Here is a 25,689-nt window from a genome sequence, read left to right as displayed (position 1 = left end):
CATGATCGTCGTCCTGATCGGTGACAGTGATTTTGAAAAGGAACGCCTCATCGGGCAGTTCCTCGAAAAAACTTTGGGAGACCGCAAGGACGACCCTCTCGCCCGCAAGATTCTCTTTGCAAACGATTCGAACCTGCCTTCCGTGGCAGACGCCGTCATCGAAGCCTGCGATTCCTGTTCGCTCTTTGCGAGCGAACAGACGGTCGTCGTCCGCAAAGCAGAAAGCTTAAAAGCGGACGATACCGCAGCCCTCGAGTCCTGGTTCAAGACCAAACCAGACGCGAACCTCCTTTTAGATTTTGAAAAGCTTCTCAAAACGAGCAAGCTATACAAATCGCTCGCCGACTTCGCGACCTTCAAGGAATGCAAGTCCCCGCGCGACTATGAAATAGCGAAGTGGATTACTTCGCACTGCGAAATCGACCTGGGTCGCCGCATAGATGCACTCGCTGCGGAATACGTTGCCGACGCACTGGGAACGGACCAGGCTCTAATCGATGCCGAGCTCAAAAAAATTCTGCTTCTTGATCCGGAAGGCCAAGTCATCTCGCTTGACCAAGCGAAATTAATGATTGCGCCACAGCGTGAAATCGCCGCTTTTGAAATTCGCGAGTCCTTCGGGGATCGAAATCCTATCGCCTACACGAAAAAACTTCGCGAACTTTTGGATGCGGGCGTAGAAGGCATTCAAATCATTTCCGCATTGGAAGCCTACGCAGTACGCTTGCTGCACATTCGCACCATGCTCGGTCGTAAGATGGCCGCAAAGGATATCGCCGCGGCGCTTGGCGCAAACCCGTGGCTCTTCGAAAAAAAATTGAACGAACCGCGCAAAGCGTTGAACTGGTCTCCGCAATTGCTTTGCCGTGTCATTAAACGCTTGGGCGAACTCGACAGCGATATCAAGAACGGTATCTGCGACAGCCGCATGGGACTGGAACTTTCCCTTGCCGCACTCGTCGTTCGCTAGTTTCAAAAATGCCCCTAAAAGAAAAAAAACTCGCACGATTGTGCGAGACTGCTCCCTTCCTCTGTAACCCTAACAACTCTGTAACTTTAATATAAACTTTTTCCAAAATACAGTCAAAAAATCACAAAAACTTTTTAAATAAAAGTTTTCATTCGCGTAAGAAATCTTTAACAAAAGTGTTTTGATAGGTTTTTCATCTCTATTTTGGGTTTCATTCTTTAAAAAAAATGCCCTTTTCCTATATTTATGCATATGAGCGAATGTTTGCATAAAGATAGTATCGGACCCGTATCCTTCTACGACAAAAAGCTGACCTTGGGCAAGGACGGCTTTGTTCTGGAAAGCGGAAAATCCCTCCCTGAGGTTTCTGTCCGTTATGAAACTTACGGAACCCTCAACGAGGACAAGTCCAATGCGATTTGGGTCTGTTCCCCGCTGACGGCCGATGCGCATGTCGCAGGCTGGTATAAGCCCGACGACAAGCACGTCGGTTGGTGGGATTCCCTGATTGGAAGCGGAAAGGCGGTAGACACGGATAAATATTTCGTCGTCTGCTCGAATGTTCTCGGCGGATGCAAAGGAACGACTGGCCCGGCGAGCATCGATCCGCGCACCGGTATGCCTTACGGTTCCACATTCCCGACGATCACAATCGGCGACATGGTCCACGCGCAAAAACAGCTCGCGGACGAACTCGGCATTCGTCACTTCTATTGCGTCATCGGCGGCTCCATGGGCGGCTTCCAGGCAATGAAATGGGCGATTTTCTATCCGGAACTGATTGACCGCGTTATTTTAATTGCGACGTCTCCAGGATTTTCGGCCCAGGCTCTCGGCTTTGAAATCGTCGGACGCGATGCGATTACGCAGGATCCGAATTACAACAACGGCGACTACTACGACAAGCAAATTCCAGCCGCAGGCCTCGCCAACGCACGTAAGCTCGCCCACATCACGTACCTTTCCGCTAAGGGCATGGAAGCCCGCTTTACGCGTAACGACATTCGCATTGAACATCCGGAAAAATTCTATTCGGGATCTTCTCTTGAAACCTATCTGGATCATCAGGGCACCAAGTTCGTGGAACGCTTTGATGCAAACAGCTATTTGCACATTGCCCATGCGACGGACACCTTTGATCTGGCGACGGAATACGGCTCGCTTGAAAATGCCTTTAAAAATGTGAAGGCAACCTTCCTCAACGTAAACCTTTCGACCGACTGGCTGTTCCCTCCCGATCAGTCCCGTCAGATTACCGAAGCTCTTTTGAACGACGGCAAGGTCGTGACAAGCCTTGAACTCGATACCCAATTCGGACACGACGGATTCCTGATTGAATGCGGCGCGCTCGGCATGGCGGTTTCCAGATTCCTCGGCGGTCATTTGGGCGAAGTGAAAACGACCGGAACTCCGGCGTTCCACAGCCACAAGGACATTTCGATCATCGACTCGATGATCCCTGCAGGCGCTCGGATTTTGGACCTTGGTGCAGGCGACGGCCTTTTGATCGACACGCTCTGGAACAAGAAGAAGGTAACAGGCGTCGGCGTTGAAAAGAACTTTACGAACATTCTCGGTTGCATCGAACGCGATGTGCCTGTAATCGAAAAGAAGCTGAGCTTAAAGACTCTCGAATCCTTTGCGGACAACAGCTTCGATTACGCGGTGTTCAACCGTACCCTGCCGGAAGTGCGCAACCAGAGACTTATGCTCCGCGAAATTATGCGCATTGCAAAGCATGCGATCATTACATTCCCGAACTTCGGTTCCTGGGAAATGCGCTGGGCACTCTGCTATCACGGTCGCATGCCGAAGTCTCCGGAATTCCCGTACGAATGGTACGAGACTCCGAACATCCACTGTTTCACCTACCGGGACTTTGTGCGCCTTACCGAAGCGGAACATTTGGAAATCGAAAAGATCATTTCCTTGAACGAACACGGCCTAAGCAAAGTCCTGACAAAGCTCGGGCTCGTCAACTTGGGTACAGAACGCGTCGTGGCAATGGTCAAAAAGGCTTGATTAAGATATATTTGCCGTATGGCTATTATATCGATGACCGGATACGGTAAGGATGAATTCAAGCTACGCGGAACGCAGTGCACTGTCGAAGTGCGTTCTGTGAACAACCGCTTCCTTGAAATTTCCTGCCATCTCCCCAAAACATTCTCTTATTTGGAATTCACCCTGAAGGAAGAAGTCAAAAAATTCCTTGCCCGCGGTTCCGTCAATTTAACCGTAACCCTCGGCGACGGCGAAGAAGGCTCGATCCCGACGGGGTATTCGACCGAAGCTGTCGAATCCTACCTGAAAATTGCGAAAGACATCAAGACGACGTACGGCTTGAACGGCGAACCGACTTTGGAACAGGTGCTTTCCCTTCCGAACGTCCTCGTTTACGAAAGTGAAGAAAACCAGAAGGAAACGGAAGGCAAAATCAAAGCTTCTCTCGACCGCGCTTTGAAGGCTCTTGTCCAAATGCGTGAAAAAGAAGGCTTGAATCTGAAAAAAGATCTCGAAGCCCGCGTTCAGGAAATGGACAAGATTCTCGACGAAATCAAGGTGCTCGACCCAGAACGCATCGTGGAATGGAAGCAGAAGTTCGAAGAACGTTTGCACAAGCTCGTCGGTGAAGCGGGTCTCGACCCGATCCGTGTGACGCAGGAAGCAAGCATCATCGCCGATCGCTTGGACATCAACGAAGAAATCACCCGATTCAAGAGTCACAACAAGCTGTTCCTTTCGACGCTCGAACAAGGTGCAAACCAGGGTAAAAAGCTCACCTTCATTTTGCAAGAAATGAGCCGCGAAGCAAATACCCTCGCCACCAAATGTCAAAGTGCAAAGATCGCCGCTCACGCTATCCGCTTAAAGGACAGTGTGGAAACGATCCGAGAACAAACGATGAACATCGAATAAATTTCAGTCTTTTGCAGGATTCGCCCGTTCTTTGAGAACGGGCTTTTTTATGTCATGAAAAGAGCATAAAAAAGACTGACGCAGCAGGGATACCACGTCAGCCTTTGTTGTTGTGGAGACTTTTTACGAATTAGAATTCATCTTCCGAGATGCTCGGCTTGAGGAATGCCGGCATGCCGTACTGATTTTCTTCCGCAGAAGCCATCGGTTCTTCCATCTGCTTTGCCACAGCCGGAGCCGACATCGTGCGGAGCGGATTTGCATTTACCTTCGGCATCACCATCGTCGGAACGTCTTCTTCGACGACCTGACGGCGGACATTGAATTCCGGGTTGAGGAAGGAATCAGCAAACATCGGAGCGGTCTGGCGCGGACGTTCTTCAGCGATTAGAGCTTCGACCGGGCGAATCACGCGGGTGCGCTGCGTCGGCGAAGCTTCAAACTGCATTGTCTGCTGGAGCGGAGCGCTTTCGACAGACTTTGCAGCCGGGGCCTGTGCAACCGGAGCTTCTGCGACCGGAGCCTGTGCGACTGGCGCCGGAGCAGCCGGAGCGGATTCTTCCACAGGCATCTGAGCCGCCTTTGCCCAGTCGATGGTCGGACGTTCAATCGACTGTTCCACGTGCGGAGCGCTTGCCTTCGGAGCGGTAGCCTTTGCTGCCGGAGCTTCGAACGGAGCGTCTTCTTCGTTGTTCTTTTCAAAACCGGTTGCAATCACGGTAATGCTTACGCGGTCACCGAGTTCCGGAATCGTCACGTCACCAGCGACGATGTTCGGAACGTTTTCTTCACCGATCTGTTCGTAAAGGAATTCCAAGGCTTCGTTGTATTCGAACATGGAGAAGTTTTCACCATGAGCGACATTGATGAGAGCGCCCGATGCACCGCAGACCTTGACGTTGTCGAGGAGCGGGCAAGCGATAGCTTCCTGAGCAGCCTTCAAAGTACGACCTTCGCCCGAAGCGACACCCGTACCCATGAGAGCGGAACCGCCGTTCTGCATAATCGTGCGAGCATCGTTAAAGTCGACGTTGATCGTACCGTGGATAAACATAATATCGCAAATGCTGCGGACAGCATTGCCAAGAACTTCGTCCACCTTGAGGAATGCGTCCTTCATCGGGGTGTTCTTTTCGATCACTTCCATGATACGCTGGTTGTTGATCACGATGATCGAATCCACAGCCTGACGCAAAGCGGCAAGACCCTTTTCCGCATTACGACGACGGATCGGACCTTCCCACTTGAACGGCATCGTCACCACAGCGACAGTCAAAATACCGAGCTTATGAGCGATTTCCGCAACAACAGGAGCTGCGCCCGTACCGGTACCACCACCCATACCAGCAGAGATGAATACCATGTCCGCGCCTTCGAGCTTGTGTTCCACCGTTTCCTTGTCTTCCATCAAAGCCTGACGACCGACTTCCGGCTTTGCGCCAGCGCCGAGCTTCTTGGTAGTCTTCTGGCCAATGGCGATCTTTTCATCGGCAAGATTGTTGTCAAGAGCAAGAGCATCTGTGTTGATGGCGATAAATTCGGCATCCTTGATGTTCATGCTGACCATACGGTTCACGGCGTTTCCGCCGGCTCCACCGACACCCACGATCTTAATCTTCGCCTTGTGATCTGCGTTGCTGGCGATGATATGTTTGGCTTCGTAATCAGCCATGTTGTCGAGTTGTTCGTTCATAGTGTTCTCCCTGGTTTGTGTTTTAAACTTTTTGTCTTCCACAAGTTTTAATTCTTAGATGTAATTTTTCAGCGCACTCCAGAGGCGGCTGAGTTTGCTGCTGACGGAGTCGACCACCTTGGTCGTTCTCGTTTCGCGACGTTCCTTTGGCTGGTCATTCAGAGCTGCGTAGTACAAAAGTCCGACGCCCGTCGAATGCGTTGGCAAACGAACCATGTCGCTGATACCAGCGTCCGGCTTTTGCGGCGCGCCCAAACGAACCGGTGTATTGTCAAAGACCTTTTCGGCGAGTTCCTGCGTGCCTTCGAGCTGCGAAGTTCCGCCCGTGATGACAATGCCTGCACCCAGATTGCCTTTGAAGCCCTTCTGTTCCAGGTCGTCGTGGACCTTTTTCAGGATTTCTTCCATACGGCAATAGATGATGTATGCCAAATGCTTTCTTTCACAGTTCTTTCCCGGGCGTCCACCGATACCCGGAACAAGAACGGTCATATCTTCCAAGAGGTTAGAGCGACGGCAAGTGCCGTGTTCCTTCTTGATTTCTTCTGCACGGTCAATCGGAGTGGTGAGGCCGAATGCGATATCGCTAGTGATGGCATTGCCAGCGATGTCAAACGAAACGGTATAGGCCACTTTATCGTCCTTGAAGACAGCCACATCGGTAGAGGTCGCTCCGATGTCAATGATTGCCACGCCCAGTTCCTTTTCTTCATTTTCCAAAACACAGCAAGCGTCTGCAAGCGGTTCAAGGACCAAGCACTTAACCGTAAGACCAGCGCCTTCGACTGCCTTCTGAATATTGCGGACAATGCCCTTCTGAGCGAGCACCAGCTGAACTTCCACGCTCAAGCTATTGCCTTCCATACCCTGCGGATTCTTGATGCCTTCACGTTCATCAAGAATGTAATCACCCGGCAAAACGTGGATAATGTCCATGTCTACAGGTCTCTGAACGAGCTGGCTCGCCTGTTCCACAACGCGTTTCATCACGTCCTTCGTCACGACTCCACCGTATTCGCGGAGAGGGATTGTCGCCTGACTCGCAACAGAACGAATGTTGCTGCCCGCAATACCGACGTAAACTTCCTTTACATCCACACCGCTCAACTTTTCAGCGTCGTCCACAGCTTTCGTCAAAGCGGTGATCGTCGCCTCCAATTCATTTGCGTCACCTTTCTTCAGCTGATTGATACCCAAGCCGCGAATGCAGACCTTGTTGTTATCATCCAGCTCTCCGATAAAGACGCCGATTTTGGAACTACCGATATCGAGACCGACGATGATTCGGTTCGGATCGATGCCAGCTATATTTTGTTCATCAGTTGCCATCATTTGCCCTCTTGTACAGACGGATAAGCGTAAGCGAAACCTTCAAAACGCAAATCCAAAGACTTAACCAAACTCATTTTCTGCGACAGTCCATCCACCAACAAACGGTAATGGGCAAAGGATTTTTCCGTCGCATTTTCCAGCGGGAACAAGACTTTGAATCGCACGTTCGTGAAGTAAACTTCAATCGCGCGATCCTTTTCGTTCACCCGCACCTGCGAAACCTCCGAATACAAAGATTCGTCTGCAACACGCATCTTCTGAAGGAAAGCGGCAAGTTGCTTGATTTCGCGGTTCCTTCCGATTGTCGCTACAGGAAGTTCAAGTCCTGCGGATCCGGCTATCGGAAGCACCATTCCACGTTCCGAATAGGCTTTCCAAATGCCCTTATCGAGCGTCGCCATAATCGGAGAGGTTTCCTTTACCTCAATCGTTACCTTCCAGAACAGTCCCACGTCAATCGTCACATCCTGCAAAAGCGGGAGCGAAAGCAAGCGGGCACGAACACTGTCTGCCTGGATCGAAGACATCGGCATGCCCGTTTCAAGACCTGCCGTTTGCAAGATTTCTTCCCAGGTGAGCATCCTGTTTCCGGTGATATCGATCGTTTTCAGCTTGCGAAGTTCTGCCGGATTGAACTTGCGAATCCAAAACCAACCCTGCCACACGGCGACTGCGAGCACAGCGATAACGAGAAAGATCTTCCAACCTTTCTTCGCAAGCCAATTTCCGATCTTCGCGAGATTCTGCTTGCGCTTCTCACGATGAGCGTTCATTCGCTTGATTTCGTTGTAACCGACTCGAGCCATCTTACTTCTTCAAGGCCTCCAAGAACGGACGTTCTGCCTTCCAAACGTCACCGGCGCCCATAAAGAGCACAAGGTCACCCGGCTTCGCATCTTTCTTCAACACTTCCAAAGCTTCTTCCTTCGTACCGACAAAGCGGGCGTTCTGGTGACCGCGTGCGACTGCGGTATCCGAAATCAGCTTGCCCGAAATTCCGGGAATCGGCTGTTCGCGCGCCTTGTAAATTTCAAGGACCAAGAGTTCATCGCAGTTGGCGAACACTTCGGCAAAAGCTTCATACTGGTCACGGGTACGCGTGTACAGATGCGGCTGGAATACCACAATCACACGCTTTTCCGGGAACGTATCGCGGGCACCCTGCAACGTGGCAGCGGTTTCCGTCGGATGGTGAGCGTAATCGTCATAGACCATCACGCCGTTCTCTTCGCCGACCAGTTCAAAGCGACGTTTGACGCCCGTAAACTGGCCAAGAGCCTTGCGCACGACATCCAGCGGAATATGTTCTTCATTCGAAAGGGCAATCGTCGCAGTCGCATTCAAAACGTTATGCTTGCCCGGAATGCGGAGCGAAAATTCGCCAATCGATTCGTTATTCTTAAAGACTTCAAAGTACGAGATTCCGTTCTCGGAACGCACATTGTCGGCACGGTACATCGCCTGGCGGCTAAAGCCGTAAGTGACCACCGGCTTTGTAAAACGCGTCAGTACCGACTGGATATTCGGATTGTCGATGCAGACCACCACCTGACCGTAGAAAGGAACCTTGTTCGCAAAAGCGACAAAAGCATCCTTGATGGCATCGAGAGTGCCGTAGGTATCCAAGTGTTCACGATCTATATTCGTGATGATGGCAGAAGACGGCATCATCGAAAGGAAGCTGCGGTCAAATTCATCGCTTTCCGCAATCAGGTAACGTCCACGGCCCACCTTGGCACCGCTACCCTTGCCCTTTACCACGCCACCCACGATCACCGTCGGGTCTTCACCGGCGGCTTCCCAAATGGCGCCGAGCATCGAAGTCGTCGTCGTCTTACCATGAGTTCCGCTCACAGCCAGCGTGTACTTCAAACGCATCAGTTCACCGAGCATTTCTGCACGACGGATCACCGGAATGCGACGCGCCTTCGCTTCCACAATTTCCGGATTGTCCATCTTCACAGCAGAAGAGTAAACGAGAAGGTCGGCGTTTTCCACGTTCTTCGCATCATGCGTGGGGAAAATTTCAAGACCGAGATCCTTCAAATACTGGATCGCCGGACCGTCACCGGTATCACTACCCGTCACCACAAAACCGTTTTCATGGAGCACTTCGGCAATACCCGACATACCGGCGCCGCCGATGCCCACAAAATGCAGTCTCTTCACTCGATTGCTCGGAATCAAATTCATCTTAGCACTCCGCATCCAAAATGGTTTTTGCGATCTGGTCTGCTGCATCGGGCATACCGATGGACTTTGCGGCCTGAGCCATCTTGTTCAATTTTTCTTCGTTCAAAAGCAGGGTTTGAACCTTGTTCCAAAGGTCATTCGGATCGCTGTCGAGTTCCACGAGAGCGGCACCCGCCTTTTCCACCACGCGTGCGTTGAATTCCTGATGGTTTGCCGTCGCAAACGGGAACGGGAAAAGAATCGAAGGCTTACCGAAGGCGAGGATTTCGGCCAAGGTCGAAGCGCCTGCACGGCTCACGATCAAGTCGGCGTGACCTATGTAAGCGTAAATGTTATCGAGGAAGGCGGTCAGCGTTACGTTTTCCGGAATGTGCGAAACGCGTTCCCGGATGTTCTCGACGTTCTTTGCGCCGGCCTGCCAAACCACAGAAATATCCGTTCTGCCGGCGATCGCAGAGAGCGATTCTTCCATTTTGACGTTAATCCCGCGGGCTCCCTGAGAGCCTCCCACAATCAGAACGGACTTGGTCCCTTCACGGAATTCTTTCGGACGCGGAAGAGTTTCTATCTTCGGAAGTTCGCGGACTGGGTTACCGAAGACCTGAGTTTCGGTATTCGGGAAGAACTTTTGAGCTTCTGCCGATGTCACAAAAATTTTCTTGGCATAACGGGAACCGACCTTGTTTGCAACGCCTGCTACCGCATTCTGTTCCTGGATGTAAACCGGAATGCCCATGCGGCCAGCCGCCATCACAACCGGGAGAGAAACGTAGCCGCCCGTCGCCACAACAACATCCGGCTTGCGCTTTTTAATGACATCCTTTGCGCTCTGCACTGCCTTAAAAAGCTTGTACGGCAACGAAAGATTCTGCATAAAGGATCCACGGTGCAGCGGAACCGCCGAAATCTCGTCGAATTCAAAGCGAGGCTTCACCAGGCGGGATTCCATAGAATCCTTACGACCCGCGAACGAGATTTGTTCCACGCCAAACTTCTTCAAACTTTCAGCAATTGCAACCGCCGGGAAAACATGTCCACCGGTACCACCGCAAGCAAACAAAAACGTTTTCTGTTTCATCATAACCTCATCCCTGTTCGTGGAACACAGGTTCAACAATATTCATCCCTGTGCCTGGTCGAGAAATGTTTAACAAAATTCCAATCGACGCCATCGAAACGACCAAGTTCGTACCGCCATAACTGATAAACGGCATCGGCTGACCTGTCGTCGGCATCAGTCCCGTGCAAACAAACACATGGAAAATCACGTTAAATGCAAGCGAAGACGTCAAGCAAACCGCAAAGTATTTCGCAAAGCGCGAATTCGCATTCCGGGCAATCATAAAACCGCGATAGACAATAAAGCCAAACAAAACAAGTACAATCATCGTTCCAAAAAATCCGAGTTCTTCACCCATCAAGCTGTACGCCACATCCTTATAAGATTCCGGCAAAAAGCCCAGCTTCTGCGTACCCTTACCGATGCCCGTTCCAAGCCATCCGCCATGACCGAGACTGATCAACGCATTGTACAGCTGATAGCCTCCCTCCTTAATATGTTCTTCCGGATGAAGCCATGCCTGAAGACGTTTTAAACGGTACGGAGCCGCAAGACCAATCGCCAGTGCACCTAAACCAATCGGTACAAACGAGAGTAGCAAATAGCGAACCTTGACTCCCGCCGTAAAGAAAAGCACATAAGTCGTTGCGCCGACAAGCAAAGCCATCGAGAAGTTCGGTTGCAAAAGAATCAATCCGCACACAATGCCAAGAGTCACCAGCGGCTGAATATACCCTCGCTTAAAATCCTTGATTTCATCGCCCAATTCCGTCAAGCGACGAGACATATAGGCAAACATCGCGATTTTCATCAGTTCCGAAGGCTGAAGCGACATACCGCCAATCGAAAGCCAGCGTGCAGCGCCTTTCGTCACCGCGCCCGTCACCACGACAGCAACCAGCGCTACCAAGCAAACCAAGAACATTGCATGGCTAAGCTTGTGGAAGATCTTATGATCCAACACAGTCAAAAATGCGAGGATTACAAAACCGAACAGAATCACGCGCAAATGCTTCAGGACATAGAAATAAGACGGACGGCCCAATTCCATCGCATGGAAATTACTTCCCGTATAAATGACAAACAGACCCATCGCAAGCAGAACAACGACTGCCAGCAACAGTAGCTTATCAAATGCCAAGATGGAATTCAAACGACTATTCATCTCAATCAAAATCCTTACTTGTTAGCCATAGCCGGTTCCAAGCGAAGAAGCTTATCCACGACCTGTTCCAACTTCATCCCACGCGAAGCCTTCACAAGCAGAACATCGCCAAAATGGACATTTTCCGAAAGGAAATCCATCGCTTCGTCCACGGTGTCAAAATGCAGCGCATTCTTTTTATCCATGCCGGCTGCAATTGCACCCTTCTGTATGTTCAGGCTCAGTTTACCGACAGCAACAAGCATATCGAACTTCATCTGCGGAACAAGTTCACCGATTTCACGGTGTAGATCTTCTGCCGAAGAACCGAGTTCGAGCATATCGCCGAGAATCGCTACTTTACGGGTCGCATTTTCAATTGCGCCAATCGTCTGCAAAGCCATACGCATCGAAGACGGATTTGCGTTGTAGCAGTCCGAAACGACTTTGATGCCGACACCTTTGCGGATTTCCATGCGCATACTCGCGGCACGGAACTTTTCCAAAGCTTTTGCAACCGCCGTTTTCGACATACGCAAAGATGTAGCGACAGCGATTGTTGCCAAGGCGTTATAGACATTATGAATGCCCGGAACGCTCAAATGGAATTCCGTGCGGCCAATCTTAAAGCTTGCACAAGCGTTGGAATCCCACTTCAGATTTTCCGGCCTAATCACGCCACGCTTAATACCGAAAGTCAGCACACGATACCTGGTATTCGTGCGGAGCTTGGCGAGACGCGGATCGTCTGCGTTCACCACAAGCAAGCCACCCTTGCGAAGGCCATCGGCAATCGTCACCTTTTCCTTAAAGACGTGATCGAGATCCTGGAGCCGCTCCAAGTGGCTTGCTCCGACGTTCGTGATCACAGCGATATCCGGTTCCACAGCCATCGAAAGCGGATGGATTTCACCAGGAGCGTTCGTACCCATTTCCACCACAGCGACTTCATCGGAATGTTTCAAGTGGAAAAGCGTTCTCGGCACACCGATCTGATTGTTCAAATTTCCTTCGGTAGCCATGGTCTTGAACTGAGTCGAAAGCACGGCCTTCAGCATTTCTTTCGTGGTCGTCTTGCCATTCGAGCCCGTCACAGCGACTTTCTTCACCTTGAAAAGGCGCTGATAGCCTCTGGCGAGCTTCAACAAAGCTTGATTGGAATCATCCACTGGGACATAAACGTCTGCCAAAGATTCCTCTGCACGACCTGCGTCCATCACACTCATCAAAGCTCCTTTCTTCATCACTTCAGGAATAAAACTATGCGCATCAAAGCGCGCGCCTTTCAACGGCCAAAACACCACTCCCGGCCCCGCTTCACGGCTATCCAGGCAAAGTTTCACCTTGCGTTTTGCAGCCCGGGCGGTAAGTCCAACCGGATTGCTTTCCAAGATGTCGCAAAGTTCTGCGACTGTTAAATCCAAGTTATGCATTACTTCATCTCCCGAAGGATGACTTCATGATCGTCGAAATGATGCTTCGTCTTTCCGATGATCTGGTAATTTTCATGCCCCTTTCCGGCGACGACGAGAAAATCTCCCGCCTGCATCGCCTGGCAAGCTTCACGGATTGCTTCTTCACGCGAAACGATCACCTTGAAATGTTCCGAATGCATACCGCTCACGATATCCGCGATGATGTCTTCCGGGTTTTCCGTACGCGGATTATCCGAAGTGACCCAAGCAAAGTCTGCGCCCTGTTCGGCAATCGCACCCATAATATGACGCTTGTTGCGGTCGCGATCGCCACCGCAGCCAAATACCACGGAGAGCTTTCCCTTGCAAAGGGAACGTGCCACACGCAACACGCGTTCCAAAGCGTCCGGCGTATGCGCGTAATCGACGATTACACGGCGAGAACCATCGTTAAAAGTCATTTCGAAGCGTCCCGGAACCTTCACCGTTGCCAAAGCCTTGCGAATAGATTCTTCCGAAATTCCAATGGACTTGGCCCAGCTCATCACAAGCAAAACGTTATCCGCATTAAATTCGCCCACAAGACGCGTTTCAATCGGTGTCTTCGAAATCGCCGGAACATCGAGCACAAGGCCATCTTCCAAGCTCTGAATGGAATTCGGAACCACATTTGCCCCGTCCAAGCCAAGGCGCGAAACGGAAACCTTGTTCGCCACGACGATTTCATCCATTAGACGTTGGCCGTATGCGTCATCCACATTGATCACGGCAACGCCGTCCGCAGCGAGATACCGCGTGAACAAAAGCTTCTTTGCTTGGAAATAATTTTCCATCGTCTTGTGATAATCCAAATGATCTTCCGTCAAATTCGAGAAGAGAGCGCTCTTGTATGCGATTCCCTGCACACGTCCCTGATAAAGGGAATGCGAAGAAGCTTCCATCACAAAATCCGTGCAGCCCGCTTCCACCGCTTCTGCGGCAAAAGCGTAAAGTTCCAAAATACCCGGTGTCGTCAAATTCGAAGCGATTACCTTGTCGCCTATCTTTTTGCAAATCGTGCCGACGAGAGCCGTTTTGCGACCATCGCTAGAAAGCATCGATTCCATGAGGAAGGCACTGGTCGTTTTGCCGTTCGTTCCGGTAATCGCATGAACGCGCATCTTCGAGAACGGATCGTGGTAAAAAAACTTAGCGACAGAAGCGCGTTCTTCCTTGACGCTCGGCACAAGAATCCACTTGCTTGCGAGATCCTTCGGCGCTTCCGTTTCACCGACAACAGCTACTGCGCCCTTTGAAAGAGCGGTACGGGCAAATTCTTCCGCCTGTTCACCAGGCATTGCAAAGAACAAATCGCCCGGAGCCACCTTGCGAGAATCATCGCAAAGTCCCTGAATGCCCAAATTCTTCAAAACGGTTTCAGACAACATAATGCTTAACCTTTCTCGGAAAGAACGAGTTTGAACTTTTCGCCACGCTTGAGCGTTGCGTTCGGAGCCGGGAATTGCTTCTTGACTCGGCCCACACCTTCATATTCTATAGAGCCGGGCAATTCACCGATCTGATCCAGCGCATCACGCAAGGTCAGACCCTTCAAATCCGGCATCTTCTGAGCGTTCGGAGTTCCCATACGGAGCTTTCGACCGTTCGTTTCAAAATCATATTCCGTCGCCACGACCGTGGAGCCTTCGCCTTCGAACGAAACTTCACAGTGACGATCATTGGCAAGAATCTTTGCGTCGGCACGGGAAAGTCCCACAAATTCCGCATCGCACTTTTTCGATGCAGACGTAAGGGTCAAATTATACGGCACCGGAGACGTCGACTGCAGATAGTAAATGCCTTCCATGATATTCCGAAAGATCGGTCCTGCGGTCAAGCCGCCCACCGTACGCGTTTTCGGATCATCCACAAGAACCATGCAAACGTAACGCGGATTGTCTGCTGGAGCAAGGCCGATGAAAGAAGCCACCTGCTTCGTTTTATCGTAGCGCTTCAGTTTCTGGTTGTACTTTTCTGCCGTACCCGTCTTTCCGCCAAAGACAATGCCCGGGAGCTTTTCCGAATTCACCTGTTTTGCCGTACCGACTTCCACCACTTCGCGAAGCATGGAACGAATACGTGCTGCGGTCTTTTCCGAAACGACGCGGCGCACTTCTTCCGGTTCCTTCTTTTCCAAAACTTCCCCATCCGCCGAACGCCATTCGCGAACGATTGTCGGCTGCATCAGCTTGCCGCCATTTGCAATTGCACAAAAAGCCATCACCATCTGCAGCGGAGTCACCAGAAGTTCATGGCCAAAACCCATCGTCTTTAACGTACGGCCGCTCCATTCATGCGTAGGCTTCAAATATCCGCTTTCTTCACCCGGAAGTTCCACCGAAGTCTTCGAACCAAATCCAAAAGAACGCACGTAGCGATAAAAACGCTTTTCTCCGACGAGATCTGCAATCTTTGCAAACACAATGTTGGAAGACATCGCCATGGCTGCCGTCATGTCCATGTCCCCGTGATCCTTCGTATCGCTGATAACGTCTTTGTTTTCCAAAACCCAGCGACCCTTTTCGCCGCTGAACACGGTTTTCGGATCCACGGCCTTCGTTTCAATCGCTGTCGCAGCCGTCACAAGCTTAAAGGTGGAACCCGGTTCGTAAGCGAGAGAAACAATATCATTGCGCTTCGCCCGCGTTGCGGCACTCACCGGTGCATTCGGGTCGAAAGTCGGATAGCTCGCCATCGCGAGGATTTCACCCGTGTACGGATCCATCACCACGGCGCTTCCGCTTTCGGCGAGGTAGGTTTTCACGCCATCCTTCAAAGCCTTTTCCACCACTTCCTGCATATTGCGATCAATCGTCAAAACCAGATCGTCGCCCGGAATCGGTTCGCGGCCTTCCATTTTACGCCCTGCCTGGATCTGACGCGCCACATTCAAAACGCGGGTCTGCCAGCCGTCCGTTCCACGGAAGCGTTCATCGAACTGCACTTCCAAACCGTAAATGCCCTGACCATCCTTGCCGACCTGGCCCACGAGCTGAGACGCCAAAACACCCTGCGGATAAATACGCTTAGTTTCGAGCTTTCCTTCTTTATCCTTTTCCTGGATACTCTGAGCGAGCACCTGACCGTTACGGTCAAGAATCCGTCCACGCGGAGCCTTGCGAATCACACGGTCACGCGCCTTCAAGTTCGCAATTTCGCTGTACTTTTCCCCTTCAACAATCTGAATCTGGAACGTGCGGGCGCAAAGCACCACCCACAAAGCGCCAAACACGACAAAAAGCCAAGAAATACGATCCAAATGCATTTCTACTTACTCCCCGTCTGTTTGACTTTATGAGGCACCTGGGCATAACCCATTCCCATCTGTTCCGCGATCTGCGTAATTCGATCGAGAGAAGAAAGCTCTCTATTTTCCAATTCCCGAAGCACAACTTCACCACGGAGCGCCGAAACTTCGCGAACGAGTCCCGCCTTCTTCACCGCAAGACCGTCAAAACGGTACTGCAAAGCCAGATAACAGCAAAGCAATGTCGCAAGGACAATCACCATCAAGAAGCTCCACAAAACCTTATGCGCCGTCAAAACCCGAATCATACTCTTTCGTACACCCTCAGTTTTGCAGAACGCGCACGCGGATTGCGAGCGATTTCTTCCGCAGTCGGAAGCCCCGGCTTGCGAAGGACCTTTTTCAACTTTTGATGATGGCCGCCACACATGCAGACCGGAGACTGCGGCGGGCAAAGGCAAGTTCTTTCAAATTCACTGCAGACAAGCTTCACCGTGCGATCTTCCACCGAGTGGTAAGAGATCACCACCAGACGACCGCCCTTCTTCAAAGCTTCCACGGCAGAACGCATGCTTACACGGATCTGTTCCATTTCACCGTTCACTTCCATGCGAATCGCCTGGAAGATTCTCGCGAGAATACTGTTCAAATCGCGTATGCGATCCGGATAAGTCTTTTCCGTAGCCGCACGTAAATGCACCGGAAGGATCGGAGTCTTCAAATCCGAAATCACACTCTGGATATTGGCACTTAATTTGTACGCACGATCAAGATCCGCATTTTCCTTAAAGGCACGGGCCATGTCATCTAGAGAATTTGTACGCAACCATTCCTGGGCGCTGAAGTCCGAGCGGGAGTCCATGCGCAGGTCCACCGGGTTCGAGCCTTGGAACGTAAAGCCTCTAGCGTCATCATCGACCTGATGGCTGCTAATACCCAGGTCATACAGAACGCCGTCCAGCGATGCCGGTCCGACCTCGTGTCCCAGTTCGGCGAACGGAACCGGATGGAAGGTCACTTGATCCTTAAAGCCTTCGAGGCGCTTGGTTGCATAAGCGATGGCTTCCGGGTCGCGGTCAAAAGAGTGCAAACGGCCTTCCGGCGCAAGGTGCGTCAGAATGCCTTCGGAGTGTCCACCACCACCGAGGGTGCAGTCTGCATACGTCCCCTTCGGATCGAGGATCAACGCCTGCATGCATTCATCAAAAAGGACTGGGGAATGATATTCAGCGATTTTCATCTACATCCCCCGAAGGTTCGTCATCAAAGAACCCTGCATCAAACTCATTAAAGTCTTCTTCGGTATTGAAGCCAAACTTTTCGTTGTAGATGGAAGGATTCCAGAGTTCAGCCGACTTTCCAGAGCGCGCTACATAAAGAACTTCGCCATCCAATTTGGCGTATGCAATATCATTCTTCGAGAGCAAAATACGGTTCTGGCCGTCCAAGGACACGTAATGCGAATTTGCCTTGAACATGCGGTTGAAACGAACATTCTTCGAGGTTTGCGGTCGACTTTCAATCTTCGCAATGAACTTGCGATATTCCTCTAACGTAAAGAGGATGAGCGAATCGCGGCTACCATAGGCCAAAATGAGCGACGAGCTCTCTTCTTCAGAGAGCAAACGACGAAACTCCCTAGGGAAGGAAGATCTTCCCTTTTCGTCGATCGCCGTCTTGGCGTTTCCTATGAAAGCGTTTAATTCCATTTAAAAGTGACCCACTTTATTCCACAACAATACAAATATAGCCACTTTCTCCCACCATTTCAAAAAATCACCCCAAGATTCCCAAGATTTTTTGACAGAAAATTTTAAGTTCTGCGAAATTTGCGTTTTCTTGTGCAGTGCACATTTTAAATGGGTAAAAAAATCCCCAGCCAGGGTTTCCATGGCCAGGGATTTTTTCAAAAGTTCTAGCGAACTCTTAGTTTTTCGGTTGGTGCATTTTCTACCAGCTGACTGAAAATAGGGCATTCTGCACCTCCTCCGCATATCGGATGCGGATTTGCAGAATTTACAATGGCATCGCATGGATTTTCGAACACTCGAACCTGCTACACAGTTTTTTCCGTATGATATTCTATTTTTCGCTTAAAACGAAGAGGTCTCCATGGAAATCATCGGCATGCTGTATCTCGAGAATTTTAAACGTCTCGTTTCGCAGCTAAAGTCAGAAAAGCTCAAGATCAAGAAGTACAACATAAACGGATTCAAGCAGTACTTCTTCCAGTTCAAACGCATGCAGATCGATTTTGAATTCGTGATGAAGCCGTACAAAACCTTCAGCGACATCGGTGCGTTGATTATTCGCACCAAAGACGGCAAGTCGCTCAAAGGTTTTACCCAAAACGATGCCGAAGATTTGATCCGCTATGTCTCCTCGACTTTCGATTCCAAGGCAACGCTCACCTTCACCGACGTGAACGGCGACGAGCACGCATACGTTTACGAAAAGGGCAAACGTCTTCCGCTGACCACGCGCCTTTTTGACGTGGAACGCGAGTCTGAAAAGGAATATCTCGAAGCATTTTCCAAGGCGGCCTTCGACTGCTACGAGGCTCTCTAAAGTTCATGCTGAACGAAATTTGCTACCGCGAAGCGTTAAAAGCTCTGGACTGGGGAACGGAAACCATTTACGCCATCGGTCACAAAGCGCCAGATACCGACACGGTCACCGCAGCGATCGCCTACGCAGACCTCATGCAAAAGCTCGGCTACCCCGTCGAAGCGCGCATCGCAGGCAAAGCGAACAACGAAACGAAATACGCCGCTGCGCTCTTCGGCTTTCCACTTCCCCCGATTTTAGAAGACGCTCGTGGCAAAACACTCATCCTAGTGGACCACAGCGAAACCTGCCAAGCGGTAGCCGGAGCCAAAGAGGCTCGCATTCTGCAAATTATCGACCATCACGGCCTCGGCGATGTCATGGAATCCAAACGGATTTTCGCAAAGATTTTCCCCGTCGGATCGACCTGTACCATCATCTTTACCTGCTACCAGGAATTCGGAGTTGAAGTCACAAAGAAAATCGCTCAGATTCTACTCGCAGGCATCGTCTCCGACACCCAGAATTTAAAGAAGAAAACGACAACGGAAATGGACCGTGTCGTTTGCAAAATTCTCGCTGAACGGTTAAACATTTCCAGTGAAAACCTGGAAATGATTTATGCCGAAATGAAAAAGGCGGCGAAAAATTTCGACGGTATGACCGACGAAGAAATTTTCAATTCCGACGCCAAGGATTACGTCATAAACGGTCATAAGTTCCGCTTGGGAAGCTTGAGTTTCGACGACAAAAAAAACATTGAATCATTTCTCCACCGCATGCTCGGTGTGATGCCAAAAATTTTAAAAGATTCCGCAAACGAAATGATTTTCTGCAACGTCAGCTGCCACAAGCACAGCTACATTCTGTACTTCACAGATCTCGCAAAGAAAATTGCAGAATCCGTTTACGGAGCTTCAAAAGACGCGGGAATTATTTACGTAGACCATCGCTTAAATCGCAAAGTCGACATCGTTCCTGCGATCACGCAAGCCTTACTTTCTTAAGCCAAAACGCACCGGGCGATAGCCCTGCACCATCAGCACGTACACGCCTGCATCGAGGGCGTTCAAGTTCACCGATTCGCCGGCAGAAACTCTACCCGTCGGCATCACTGCACGACCGCGCAAATCATATACGCGGAACTTGAGATTTTGACCGCGCAATACGGTAAAGCTCTGATTCATTTTTCCCATCTGTACCGCATTTTGTGCAGTCGCGAAAATCGGTTTCGTTTCAATCGATTCCGTCGCCTGGGTCAAGCTGTAAAGGAAGTTAAAGACTCGGTTCTGGACGCTCTCCGTGTAAGGCGCTTCATCGTAGAATTCGTGAGCGACGCCTTCCACAAAATACGTTTCATGTTCAATTTCTTTTTCCGTCAAAAGGGAGTCGATCACATAGCTGCCGTAGAGCGTCGGAGTTTGCAGATCGAGCGTATAAGATGCAGCGAGAGCTCCCATTTCCGATGGGATAATGTTCTTGAGAACTCCCGGCAAATTGCTGAGCGGGCGTCCTGTTTTGAAAAGAACAGTTTCGTCTGCCGTACCGTGAATCAGCAGAACCGGACGTTCGTTGTCACCGACCATTTCCAAGTTGTGAATAGCGCCCCACAAGGCAGCCACACCATTTGCCTTAGAATCATAGCCCTGTTCGCCGTAAAGGTCCAAGGCACCGAGCAAAGGTTCCGAATCCATGTAATCCGGAAAATCCTCTTCCGTCGTCGAATAGATATTTTCAAGCGAAAGAATTGCACCGGCGCTGTTACCGACAAGATAAATGCGGTTCGGGTTAATGCCCAAATCTTCTGCATTCGCACGCAAATAGCGCACGGCGGCGCGTACATCCTGAACGCCACGGTAAACCGCTCTTGCAAAATGTGTACTATCGATATGCAACTGGGCATCACGACTGGTGAGAGTCACGCCCAAACGATAATCCATCGAAGCTGCGACATAACCACGAGCCGCCAAGGAATCACAATAGTTCACTGTGTGCTGTGCAAAGTCACCCTTGGAACCCGCCACCATAGCTCCGCCATGTACCACGAGCACAGCTGCTCGATCCGTTTTCGAATCCTTTTCCGGCATGTAGATATCCATCTTCATATCGGTCGGAGTCGTCGTTTTTTCATCGGAATAAAAGTATGCGACCGTCGCATCCTGATTCGTCATTTTATAGGCGAACAGAGCCTGTGTAATGAAGTGATGCGAACTTAAAGCGGGAACATCGGATGCGTAAACGACATCCCTTTTTACATCCACCGTAAACTGTCGATCTTGATAGCGTTCACCCGCAAAAGCGTTAGCGGTCAAACCAACGGACAATCCTGCCGCTAAGACGGTTATGCATAGTCGATTCATGATTCCTCCATATTTCTTCGGTTGATTTAGACTTCCGAAAAAATATAGCATTCCTTTTATTTGCTTGAAGTTCTCGCGGTTTACTTTGTTTAACATCGCATCTACAATTCCTCTACATTCTCAAATCGCCCTTTGAATATCATGAAAGGACTTATCAACTCGCTTTCAGTCCCCATTTGCGTTTCTTCAATTTGTTGCAAGGCTCTTTTCGCAGCTTCTTTTTCAGCGGTTTAGGGCGTGCAAACCATTCTTCGTCCATTTCTTTATAAAATGCTTCGCTGAATATTCGTTATACAGCGACATCGACGAGGACGAATCGAAGGGCGTTTACAGAGATTTCGCAATGACGCTGGAAGAAGATCCCAGCCGGTAGGACCAAAAATTTTCCGAAAAAGTAAAATGTTTGGCCGCGTTTTACTAAAAGAGCCCAAAATCCCCTAAAAATTACCTGAAAACGACAAAATCGAGACAGTATTTGTCGCATGGGGTTTGTATATTACGCTTTAGATTCATGCATATATTTACATTTATGCACAAATAAGCGATAATATAATGCAGAAGGCACGGTACTGTTGCTGCGCAAACTCAGTGCCTTTGACAGGAGGTCATTTATGGCGACAATACATATCGACGACTCGAATCCTTTCCCGAACTTTCCGATCGAGCCGGATAACCGGCGTGAATCCTTTGCCGATTTTTGCAAGCGGGAGGCGGCCGGGCTCAAGCTCGAGAGCGACGAGATGTACCAGGAAAACAGGGAGCAGGAGGAACTGAATGCCCTCCAGAAAAGACGTTCTGAACGCAAGTGCGCATTGCTTTACAATAACCTGGACCTGATTCTGCGGCATAGGGACGAAATTATCGCGACCCCGCGGTACGCGAATATCGATGTACAATACGCAATCAAGGGTGGCGGGCTTTATGTGGGGCGCCTGTCCGCTGTAAGGCATTTTAACTTCGCCGGCACTCTCGTCAGCATCGGCCTCAAGCTTTCCTCGCTTCTCGAAATCTGGGACAACGAACAGTTCAAGGTGGAATGCAAGTGCGGCGACACGGCGGTCATCCGCTCGTTTTCGGGTTCGCCCCTTTCGGGCGGTTCGCAAGCGACTGCGGTTTGCCCCAAGTGCAAAAGGGAAATCCACGTCAAGAACCGTCGCTTTGGCGGTTACTGCAGCCTTATGCATATAGGGCACGACAGGGATATCGAAAAGGTCGTGAAGAGTATTATCGCCAAGTGGACCCTTGCCGAGGTCGCATACGAAAAGAATGCTGCCGAAGGAAAAGATGCGAAATGGCGAAAAGCGGGTCGCGAATTGCATGACGACGGCGAACCCTGCAACCTTGAAACTATGATCAACGAACTGAAGCTGAAGGAATTCCAGCTTGCTTCACGATGATGAAATATAAGGAGGATAAAATGGAACAATGCAAAATCAAACCGTGGAATATCCGCAAGCTGCACTTCGCAATCGACCAGTTGCAGGGTGCCGGGAAACGCAGGGATCGGAGGGAGATGCACCATGAGCTGGATGTCATGACGCACCTGCTCTGCGAATCGCGCAAGATGACCTTACCCGACTATGGCCAGGTGGGCGGAGCGCCCATTTCGGGTAGCGGCCTGAACATGGCGGTGTTTACCGTCAAGAAAGGAAAGTTCCCGCAAGAGATTGAAATGCAGGAGAATTTCTTCCCGTGCAGGCTTGTCGAAGGTGAACGCGGCGATTGCCTTGTTTGCGTTGTCGCCTCGGCAGAAATCGCCAAGGCGTTGGCTGCGAAATTGGAGGTGGACAGCTACATCTTCATGGAGCGCGCGGCCGCCCGTGCGCCTGAATTCTCGCAGTATTCCAAGACGACGGATGACACCGGCTATTACTATCTGGTCCAGGTGAATTCGAGCCTTCCGCTTCAGGAACCGTCGGCGGTATTCGACGCTATCGCGCAGATCGATGCGCTTGTGGATGGGCTGGACGAAAAAACGCGGAAGATGCTTTCTGAAGAGAACGTGGATGAATTCCAGAAATTCCGGAAGCGGGCGTACTATATGCACAATGGCCTCGGAAAAGAAGCTTACCCCCATGTTCAACCTTACCCGTTTTGAACTCTGCATGAACCATCTGGGGTACGCCGTAAAAATCCAGATGTCGCCGGAGGAGTGCTGCCCCTCGATTGCAGAAAACCTTTGCAACGAAGTGCTCTGCTACGACAAGGATAAATACTACAGCGTAGAAGCCCTGAACGAGATGGAGTATTTCCCTATAAACGCGAGTGTTCCGAAGCGGCTGGGGAGCTTTATGCGGGCCGTGTACTATTGGGGCGCTGCCCTCAGCCCAGTCCTGGACTTGAAATGATGGGTGAAAATGCGACAAAAGAGCGATTTTAGAAAAAATATGATACGCTGTCCTCTTTTTTATAAATTGTGGGTATGCCGGAACAGCAGCAGATACTCTTTATGCAGATTCGGATTCTGAGGATGGCCTCGGAACGGTTTTGCCTGACGTTGAAGGCTACTGCGGAGCTTTTCAAGAAGTTCGATGTCCTCAGGTATATCCGCGAATGTTTTGGCATTTTCCATGTAGAAGGCGACGAGGCTGTTTTTGAAGATGTCAAGGCCTACCTCAAGGCGAAGGGGGCTGATCTATGAAGCAGCTGGAAACAGGATTGATTCTCTATCACGGAAGCTATTGCGCCGTGGAAGAACCGGATTTGGACAGGTGTGCGAAATTCAAGGATTTTGGTAGAGGATTCTACCTCACATCTTCAAAAGCTCAGGCGGAAGACTTCGCAAAGATTTCTACGGCCAAAGCCAAAAACCGCGGGCTGATTTCTGAGAATGAACGCTTTGGTTTTGTTTCGTCTTTTTCGGTGACGGATGCGACCGGACTGAATTGCTTTTATTTCGATACCGCTGATGTCGCCTGGCTTCACTGCATTGTCGCTCACCGCAGGAGTGGCGTATTCGTTGACCTTCGTAACGAGATGGCAGCCCTTTCTAAACTCCGGTTTGTGAAATCCGAGCGGGTGGTTTTGAGGTAGTCTATGGCAAACGACAAAATTTTGTTTTCCATGGACTTGACGGCGCTTATGGCGGTTGAGAAAATCGCAAAGGAAACCCAGAGGTCTCCCGAGGATGTCCTTGTAGATTTTATGGAATCGAATACAGCGAAAATGCTTTACGACGATTCGAATAAACTTTGGTGGGATGGCCCTGACGCCACCGCCGAAGAATTCAAGCGGGAAACGGTTTAGGCTTTCTCATTCAAAAAACACTAAGCACAGAAGGATGCACTTTTTCAGTGGAAAAAGTGCAGTCAAGTGTCAATAATTCGGTAGGAAAAGTGCGTTTATTTCGAAAATCACACTTTTTTAATGTTTTTCGTGGAAAAAATCACACTTTTTTATAATTTTATGTGATTTCTGGATAAAAGCATCCTATATTTAAGGCATGAAACGCATCATCCTTGAAAAACTGAATAAGTGGAAAACATCTAAAAGGCGCAAGCCCCTGCTTTTGCGCGGCGCCCGTCAAGTGGGCAAGACTTGGGTGTTGAAGGAGTTTGGCAAATCTTTCCCGGACGGTTTTCTCCACATCGATTTTGACAAGCAAATCGAATACAGGCAGTTTTTCGAGCAGACCAAAGACGTAAAGCGCATCCTTGCGAACCTCGCAATGGCGAGCGGAAAAAAGATAACCGAGAACACTCTGATAATCTTTGACGAAATCCAGGCTTGCGAAAGCGCTTTAAACTCATTGAAGTATTTTTGCGAAGACGCTCCGCGATATAGCGTTGTCGGCGCCGGCTCCCTTTTAGGATTGAAGCTTGCATCCGGATTCCCCGTGGGCAAGGTTGAATTTTTGGATATGTATCCCATGACATTCACCGAGTTCTTGCTTGCGAGTGGAGACAAGAACCTTGTTGAATACCTCGACACCATCGAAACACCGGAGAACATTCCGCAGGCATTCATGGGACCGCTAGAAGAAAAATTGAAAACGTACTTTGTGACAGGCGGCATGCCGGAATCTGTACTTAACTGGGTCGAAGATCAAGACGTCGCCGCTGTCGACAAGGTTCTTTCTGATATTCTAACAGCTTACGAAGCGGATTTTGCAAAGCATGCGGACAAAACCGACGTGCCGAAAATTCAATACATTTGGGATTCGCTACCGTCGCAACTTTCCCGCGAAAACAAGAAGTTCCTGTATTCGGCCGTAAAGCCCGGTGCGCGCGCCAGGGAATACGAGAACGCCCTGAATTGGCTCAACAACGCGAATCTCGTGAAGAAAGTTTTCCGTTCCACGAAACCGGGCCTCCCGATATCCGCCTACGATGACTTGACATCTTTCAAAATATACATGGGCGACGTCGGGCTATTGCGAAAAAAAGCGGGGCTTGCGACTTCGGCATTTGCCGAACAGAACCGCCTGTTTACGGAATTCAAGGGCGCTCTCACCGAAAATTTTGTATTGCAGAATTTGTCGGGGATGTTTGATGTCGCACCGCGTTACTGGAGCGACAACTTCCACGAAGTCGATTTCATTATCCAAAAAGAAAACACGATTATCCCCATTGAAGCCAAGGCGGGCACAAACATCAAAGCAGCCAGCATCAAGTATTACGACAAACAGTACGACGCACCCCTGATGGTGCGATTCTCGATGCGCAACCTCTCCCGCGACGGAAAGATGCTGAACATCCCGCTCTTTATGGCAGATAGACTGGATGGACTGCTAGAAAAGTGGGGATAGGCTAAAATTTACGAGTTTTAAAG

At 50.2% G+C, this 25,689-nt stretch carries 26 protein-coding genes; 12 read left to right on the top strand and 14 right to left on the bottom strand.

Features of this window, described 5'->3' with window-relative positions; all coding sequences use genetic code 11:
- Nucleotide 1: 1 nt before the first annotated feature.
- The 3 genes from holA to BGX16_RS10370 all read left to right on the top strand — a co-directional run bounded on the left by holA (nucleotide 2) and on the right by BGX16_RS10370 (nucleotide 3,889).
- A complete protein-coding gene (gene holA, locus BGX16_RS10385) occupies nucleotides 2-970 on the top strand; it encodes a DNA polymerase III subunit delta (RefSeq protein WP_100425966.1) in 969 nt (322 codons plus the stop codon).
- 264 nt (nucleotides 971-1,234) lie between these two features.
- On the top strand, nucleotides 1,235-2,992 hold the full coding sequence (gene metX / locus BGX16_RS10375; protein ID WP_241899533.1) for a homoserine O-acetyltransferase MetX: 1,758 nt from the start codon (nucleotides 1,235-1,237) through the stop codon (nucleotides 2,990-2,992).
- 18 nt (nucleotides 2,993-3,010) lie between these two features.
- Nucleotides 3,011-3,889, top strand: coding sequence for a YicC/YloC family endoribonuclease (locus tag BGX16_RS10370; protein ID WP_100425963.1), 879 nt, complete (start codon nucleotides 3,011-3,013; stop codon nucleotides 3,887-3,889).
- A 130-nt stretch (nucleotides 3,890-4,019) separates the two neighbouring features.
- Here the strand turns inward: BGX16_RS10370 and ftsZ are convergent, their stop codons facing one another.
- Genes ftsZ through BGX16_RS10305 form a run of 13 tightly spaced genes read right to left on the bottom strand, consistent with a single transcriptional unit; the run spans nucleotide 4,020 to nucleotide 17,988 of the window.
- Nucleotides 4,020-5,582, bottom strand: coding sequence for a cell division protein FtsZ (gene ftsZ / locus BGX16_RS10365; RefSeq protein WP_100425962.1), 1,563 nt, complete (start codon nucleotides 5,580-5,582; stop codon nucleotides 4,020-4,022).
- A 54-nt stretch (nucleotides 5,583-5,636) separates the two neighbouring features.
- Entirely contained in the window at nucleotides 5,637-6,914 is a 1,278-nt protein-coding gene (ftsA, locus tag BGX16_RS10360) for a cell division protein FtsA (RefSeq protein ID WP_100425961.1), read from the bottom strand.
- Complete coding sequence (locus tag BGX16_RS10355) at nucleotides 6,911-7,720, bottom strand: cell division protein FtsQ/DivIB (RefSeq protein ID WP_100425960.1); 810 nt, start codon at nucleotides 7,718-7,720, stop codon at nucleotides 6,911-6,913. Before BGX16_RS10355 ends, ftsA begins: the two co-directional genes overlap by 4 nt.
- Nucleotide 7,721: 1 nt before the next feature.
- Nucleotides 7,722-9,107 (bottom strand): UDP-N-acetylmuramate--L-alanine ligase, encoded by a 1,386-nt coding sequence (murC, locus tag BGX16_RS10350; protein ID WP_100425959.1) that lies wholly within the window; start codon nucleotides 9,105-9,107, stop codon nucleotides 7,722-7,724.
- Between the two features lies 1 nt (nucleotide 9,108).
- Nucleotides 9,109-10,188, bottom strand: a complete 1,080-nt coding sequence (gene murG / locus BGX16_RS10345; protein ID WP_241899532.1) for an undecaprenyldiphospho-muramoylpentapeptide beta-N-acetylglucosaminyltransferase — start codon at nucleotides 10,186-10,188, stop codon at nucleotides 9,109-9,111.
- 4 nt (nucleotides 10,189-10,192) lie between these two features.
- Nucleotides 10,193-11,320, bottom strand: coding sequence for a putative lipid II flippase FtsW (gene ftsW / locus BGX16_RS10340; protein WP_157797987.1), 1,128 nt, complete (start codon nucleotides 11,318-11,320; stop codon nucleotides 10,193-10,195).
- 26 nt (nucleotides 11,321-11,346) lie between these two features.
- Entirely contained in the window at nucleotides 11,347-12,744 is a 1,398-nt protein-coding gene (locus BGX16_RS10335; protein ID WP_100425957.1) for a UDP-N-acetylmuramoyl-tripeptide--D-alanyl-D-alanine ligase, read from the bottom strand.
- Complete coding sequence (locus tag BGX16_RS10330) at nucleotides 12,744-14,153, bottom strand: UDP-N-acetylmuramoyl-L-alanyl-D-glutamate--2,6-diaminopimelate ligase (protein ID WP_100425956.1); 1,410 nt, start codon at nucleotides 14,151-14,153, stop codon at nucleotides 12,744-12,746. The genes BGX16_RS10335 and BGX16_RS10330 overlap by 1 nt, the downstream gene beginning before the upstream one ends.
- Before the next feature lie 5 nt (nucleotides 14,154-14,158).
- Nucleotides 14,159-16,030: a penicillin-binding protein gene (locus BGX16_RS10325; protein WP_100425955.1), complete on the bottom strand. Its 1,872-nt coding sequence runs from the start codon at nucleotides 16,028-16,030 to the stop codon at nucleotides 14,159-14,161.
- A 2-nt stretch (nucleotides 16,031-16,032) separates the two neighbouring features.
- A complete protein-coding gene (locus tag BGX16_RS10320) occupies nucleotides 16,033-16,320 on the bottom strand; it encodes a cell division protein FtsL (RefSeq protein WP_100425954.1) in 288 nt (95 codons plus the stop codon).
- Entirely contained in the window at nucleotides 16,317-17,252 is a 936-nt protein-coding gene (rsmH, locus tag BGX16_RS10315) for a 16S rRNA (cytosine(1402)-N(4))-methyltransferase RsmH (RefSeq protein ID WP_100425953.1), read from the bottom strand. The genes BGX16_RS10320 and rsmH overlap by 4 nt, the downstream gene beginning before the upstream one ends.
- Nucleotides 17,239-17,721, bottom strand: coding sequence for a division/cell wall cluster transcriptional repressor MraZ (locus BGX16_RS10310; protein ID WP_100425952.1), 483 nt, complete (start codon nucleotides 17,719-17,721; stop codon nucleotides 17,239-17,241). Before BGX16_RS10310 ends, rsmH begins: the two co-directional genes overlap by 14 nt.
- On the bottom strand, nucleotides 17,722-17,988 hold the full coding sequence (locus BGX16_RS10305; RefSeq protein WP_157797986.1) for a hypothetical protein: 267 nt from the start codon (nucleotides 17,986-17,988) through the stop codon (nucleotides 17,722-17,724).
- Nucleotides 17,989-18,124: 136 nt separating this feature from the next.
- Here BGX16_RS10305 and BGX16_RS10300 point away from each other — a divergent pair, with 136 nt between their 5' ends.
- Together BGX16_RS10300 and BGX16_RS10295 are read left to right on the top strand one after the other, a co-directional pair.
- A complete protein-coding gene (locus BGX16_RS10300) occupies nucleotides 18,125-18,580 on the top strand; it encodes a hypothetical protein (protein WP_100425950.1) in 456 nt (151 codons plus the stop codon).
- Nucleotides 18,581-18,585: 5 nt separating this feature from the next.
- Nucleotides 18,586-19,566 carry a DHH family phosphoesterase gene (locus BGX16_RS10295; RefSeq protein WP_100425949.1) on the top strand — a complete coding sequence of 327 codons (981 nt, stop codon included), beginning with the start codon at nucleotides 18,586-18,588 and terminating at the stop codon, nucleotides 19,564-19,566.
- Here BGX16_RS10295 and BGX16_RS10290 read toward each other — a convergent pair.
- The gene (locus BGX16_RS10290; protein ID WP_198514905.1) at nucleotides 19,555-20,919 is read right to left on the bottom strand and encodes a carboxylesterase family protein; all 1,365 of its coding nucleotides are present in this window, start codon (nucleotides 20,917-20,919) and stop codon (nucleotides 19,555-19,557) included. The genes BGX16_RS10295 and BGX16_RS10290 overlap by 12 nt on opposite strands.
- A gap of 611 nt (nucleotides 20,920-21,530) precedes the next feature.
- On the opposite strand from BGX16_RS10290, the gene BGX16_RS10285 reads away from it, so the two are divergent.
- The 7 genes from BGX16_RS10285 (at nucleotide 21,531) to BGX16_RS10255 (ending at nucleotide 25,666) form a co-directional block, all read left to right on the top strand.
- Nucleotides 21,531-22,316: a hypothetical protein gene (locus tag BGX16_RS10285; protein ID WP_100425947.1), complete on the top strand. Its 786-nt coding sequence runs from the start codon at nucleotides 21,531-21,533 to the stop codon at nucleotides 22,314-22,316.
- 20 nt (nucleotides 22,317-22,336) lie between these two features.
- A complete protein-coding gene (locus BGX16_RS10280) occupies nucleotides 22,337-23,017 on the top strand; it encodes a hypothetical protein (protein ID WP_157797985.1) in 681 nt (226 codons plus the stop codon).
- Nucleotides 22,995-23,267 carry a hypothetical protein gene (locus tag BGX16_RS10275; protein ID WP_100425945.1) on the top strand — a complete coding sequence of 91 codons (273 nt, stop codon included), beginning with the start codon at nucleotides 22,995-22,997 and terminating at the stop codon, nucleotides 23,265-23,267. The genes BGX16_RS10280 and BGX16_RS10275 overlap by 23 nt, the downstream gene beginning before the upstream one ends.
- Before the next feature lie 101 nt (nucleotides 23,268-23,368).
- Nucleotides 23,369-23,560 (top strand): DUF3791 domain-containing protein, encoded by a 192-nt coding sequence (locus tag BGX16_RS10270; protein ID WP_198514904.1) that lies wholly within the window; start codon nucleotides 23,369-23,371, stop codon nucleotides 23,558-23,560.
- Nucleotides 23,557-23,952, top strand: coding sequence for a DUF3990 domain-containing protein (locus BGX16_RS10265; protein ID WP_100425944.1), 396 nt, complete (start codon nucleotides 23,557-23,559; stop codon nucleotides 23,950-23,952). Before BGX16_RS10270 ends, BGX16_RS10265 begins: the two co-directional genes overlap by 4 nt.
- Nucleotides 23,953-23,955: 3 nt before the next feature.
- On the top strand, nucleotides 23,956-24,165 hold the full coding sequence (locus BGX16_RS10260) for a hypothetical protein (RefSeq protein WP_100425943.1): 210 nt from the start codon (nucleotides 23,956-23,958) through the stop codon (nucleotides 24,163-24,165).
- A gap of 196 nt (nucleotides 24,166-24,361) precedes the next feature.
- Nucleotides 24,362-25,666 carry an ATP-binding protein gene (locus BGX16_RS10255; RefSeq protein ID WP_100425942.1) on the top strand — a complete coding sequence of 435 codons (1,305 nt, stop codon included), beginning with the start codon at nucleotides 24,362-24,364 and terminating at the stop codon, nucleotides 25,664-25,666.
- The last annotated feature ends 23 nt before the right edge of the window (nucleotides 25,667-25,689 follow it).

Source organism: Hallerella succinigenes (genome assembly GCF_002797675.1).
In the GTDB taxonomy this organism is placed as follows: domain Bacteria; phylum Fibrobacterota; class Fibrobacteria; order Fibrobacterales; family Fibrobacteraceae; genus Hallerella; species Hallerella succinigenes.
Note: the sequence above shows the minus strand (reverse complement) of the source record. Positions and strands in the feature narration are given on the sequence as shown.

What these genes read in the sequence shown, in the direction of transcription:
- BGX16_RS10280 (WP_157797985.1), top strand. Translation starts at nt 22,337, where the DNA reads ATGGAACAATGCAAAATCAAACCGTGGAATATCCGCAAGCTGCACTTC.
- BGX16_RS10275 (WP_100425945.1), top strand. Translation starts at nt 22,995, where the DNA reads ATGTTCAACCTTACCCGTTTTGAACTCTGCATGAACCATCTGGGGTAC.
- BGX16_RS10260 (WP_100425943.1), top strand. Translation starts at nt 23,956, where the DNA reads ATGGCAAACGACAAAATTTTGTTTTCCATGGACTTGACGGCGCTTATG.
- BGX16_RS10310 (WP_100425952.1), bottom strand. Translation starts at nt 17,721, where the DNA reads ATGGAATTAAACGCTTTCATAGGAAACGCCAAGACGGCGATCGACGAA.
- BGX16_RS10325 (WP_100425955.1), bottom strand. Translation starts at nt 16,030, where the DNA reads ATGCATTTGGATCGTATTTCTTGGCTTTTTGTCGTGTTTGGCGCTTTG.
- BGX16_RS10300 (WP_100425950.1), top strand. Translation starts at nt 18,125, where the DNA reads ATGGAAATCATCGGCATGCTGTATCTCGAGAATTTTAAACGTCTCGTT.
- holA (WP_100425966.1), top strand. Translation starts at nt 2, where the DNA reads ATGATCGTCGTCCTGATCGGTGACAGTGATTTTGAAAAGGAACGCCTC.
- BGX16_RS10255 (WP_100425942.1), top strand. Translation starts at nt 24,362, where the DNA reads ATGAAACGCATCATCCTTGAAAAACTGAATAAGTGGAAAACATCTAAA.
- ftsA (WP_100425961.1), bottom strand. Translation starts at nt 6,914, where the DNA reads ATGATGGCAACTGATGAACAAAATATAGCTGGCATCGATCCGAACCGA.
- BGX16_RS10355 (WP_100425960.1), bottom strand. Translation starts at nt 7,720, where the DNA reads ATGGCTCGAGTCGGTTACAACGAAATCAAGCGAATGAACGCTCATCGT.
- BGX16_RS10335 (WP_100425957.1), bottom strand. Translation starts at nt 12,744, where the DNA reads ATGCATAACTTGGATTTAACAGTCGCAGAACTTTGCGACATCTTGGAA.
- rsmH (WP_100425953.1), bottom strand. Translation starts at nt 17,252, where the DNA reads ATGAAAATCGCTGAATATCATTCCCCAGTCCTTTTTGATGAATGCATG.
- BGX16_RS10265 (WP_100425944.1), top strand. Translation starts at nt 23,557, where the DNA reads ATGAAGCAGCTGGAAACAGGATTGATTCTCTATCACGGAAGCTATTGC.
- BGX16_RS10290 (WP_198514905.1), bottom strand. Translation starts at nt 20,919, where the DNA reads ATGAATCGACTATGCATAACCGTCTTAGCGGCAGGATTGTCCGTTGGT.
- BGX16_RS10285 (WP_100425947.1), top strand. Translation starts at nt 21,531, where the DNA reads ATGGCGACAATACATATCGACGACTCGAATCCTTTCCCGAACTTTCCG.
- BGX16_RS10370 (WP_100425963.1), top strand. Translation starts at nt 3,011, where the DNA reads ATGGCTATTATATCGATGACCGGATACGGTAAGGATGAATTCAAGCTA.
- BGX16_RS10305 (WP_157797986.1), bottom strand. Translation starts at nt 17,988, where the DNA reads ATGCCCTATTTTCAGTCAGCTGGTAGAAAATGCACCAACCGAAAAACT.
- BGX16_RS10320 (WP_100425954.1), bottom strand. Translation starts at nt 16,320, where the DNA reads ATGATTCGGGTTTTGACGGCGCATAAGGTTTTGTGGAGCTTCTTGATG.
- BGX16_RS10330 (WP_100425956.1), bottom strand. Translation starts at nt 14,153, where the DNA reads ATGTTGTCTGAAACCGTTTTGAAGAATTTGGGCATTCAGGGACTTTGC.
- murG (WP_241899532.1), bottom strand. Translation starts at nt 10,188, where the DNA reads ATGATGAAACAGAAAACGTTTTTGTTTGCTTGCGGTGGTACCGGTGGA.
- BGX16_RS10295 (WP_100425949.1), top strand. Translation starts at nt 18,586, where the DNA reads ATGCTGAACGAAATTTGCTACCGCGAAGCGTTAAAAGCTCTGGACTGG.
- ftsZ (WP_100425962.1), bottom strand. Translation starts at nt 5,582, where the DNA reads ATGAACGAACAACTCGACAACATGGCTGATTACGAAGCCAAACATATC.
- BGX16_RS10270 (WP_198514904.1), top strand. Translation starts at nt 23,369, where the DNA reads ATGCAGATTCGGATTCTGAGGATGGCCTCGGAACGGTTTTGCCTGACG.
- murC (WP_100425959.1), bottom strand. Translation starts at nt 9,107, where the DNA reads ATGAATTTGATTCCGAGCAATCGAGTGAAGAGACTGCATTTTGTGGGC.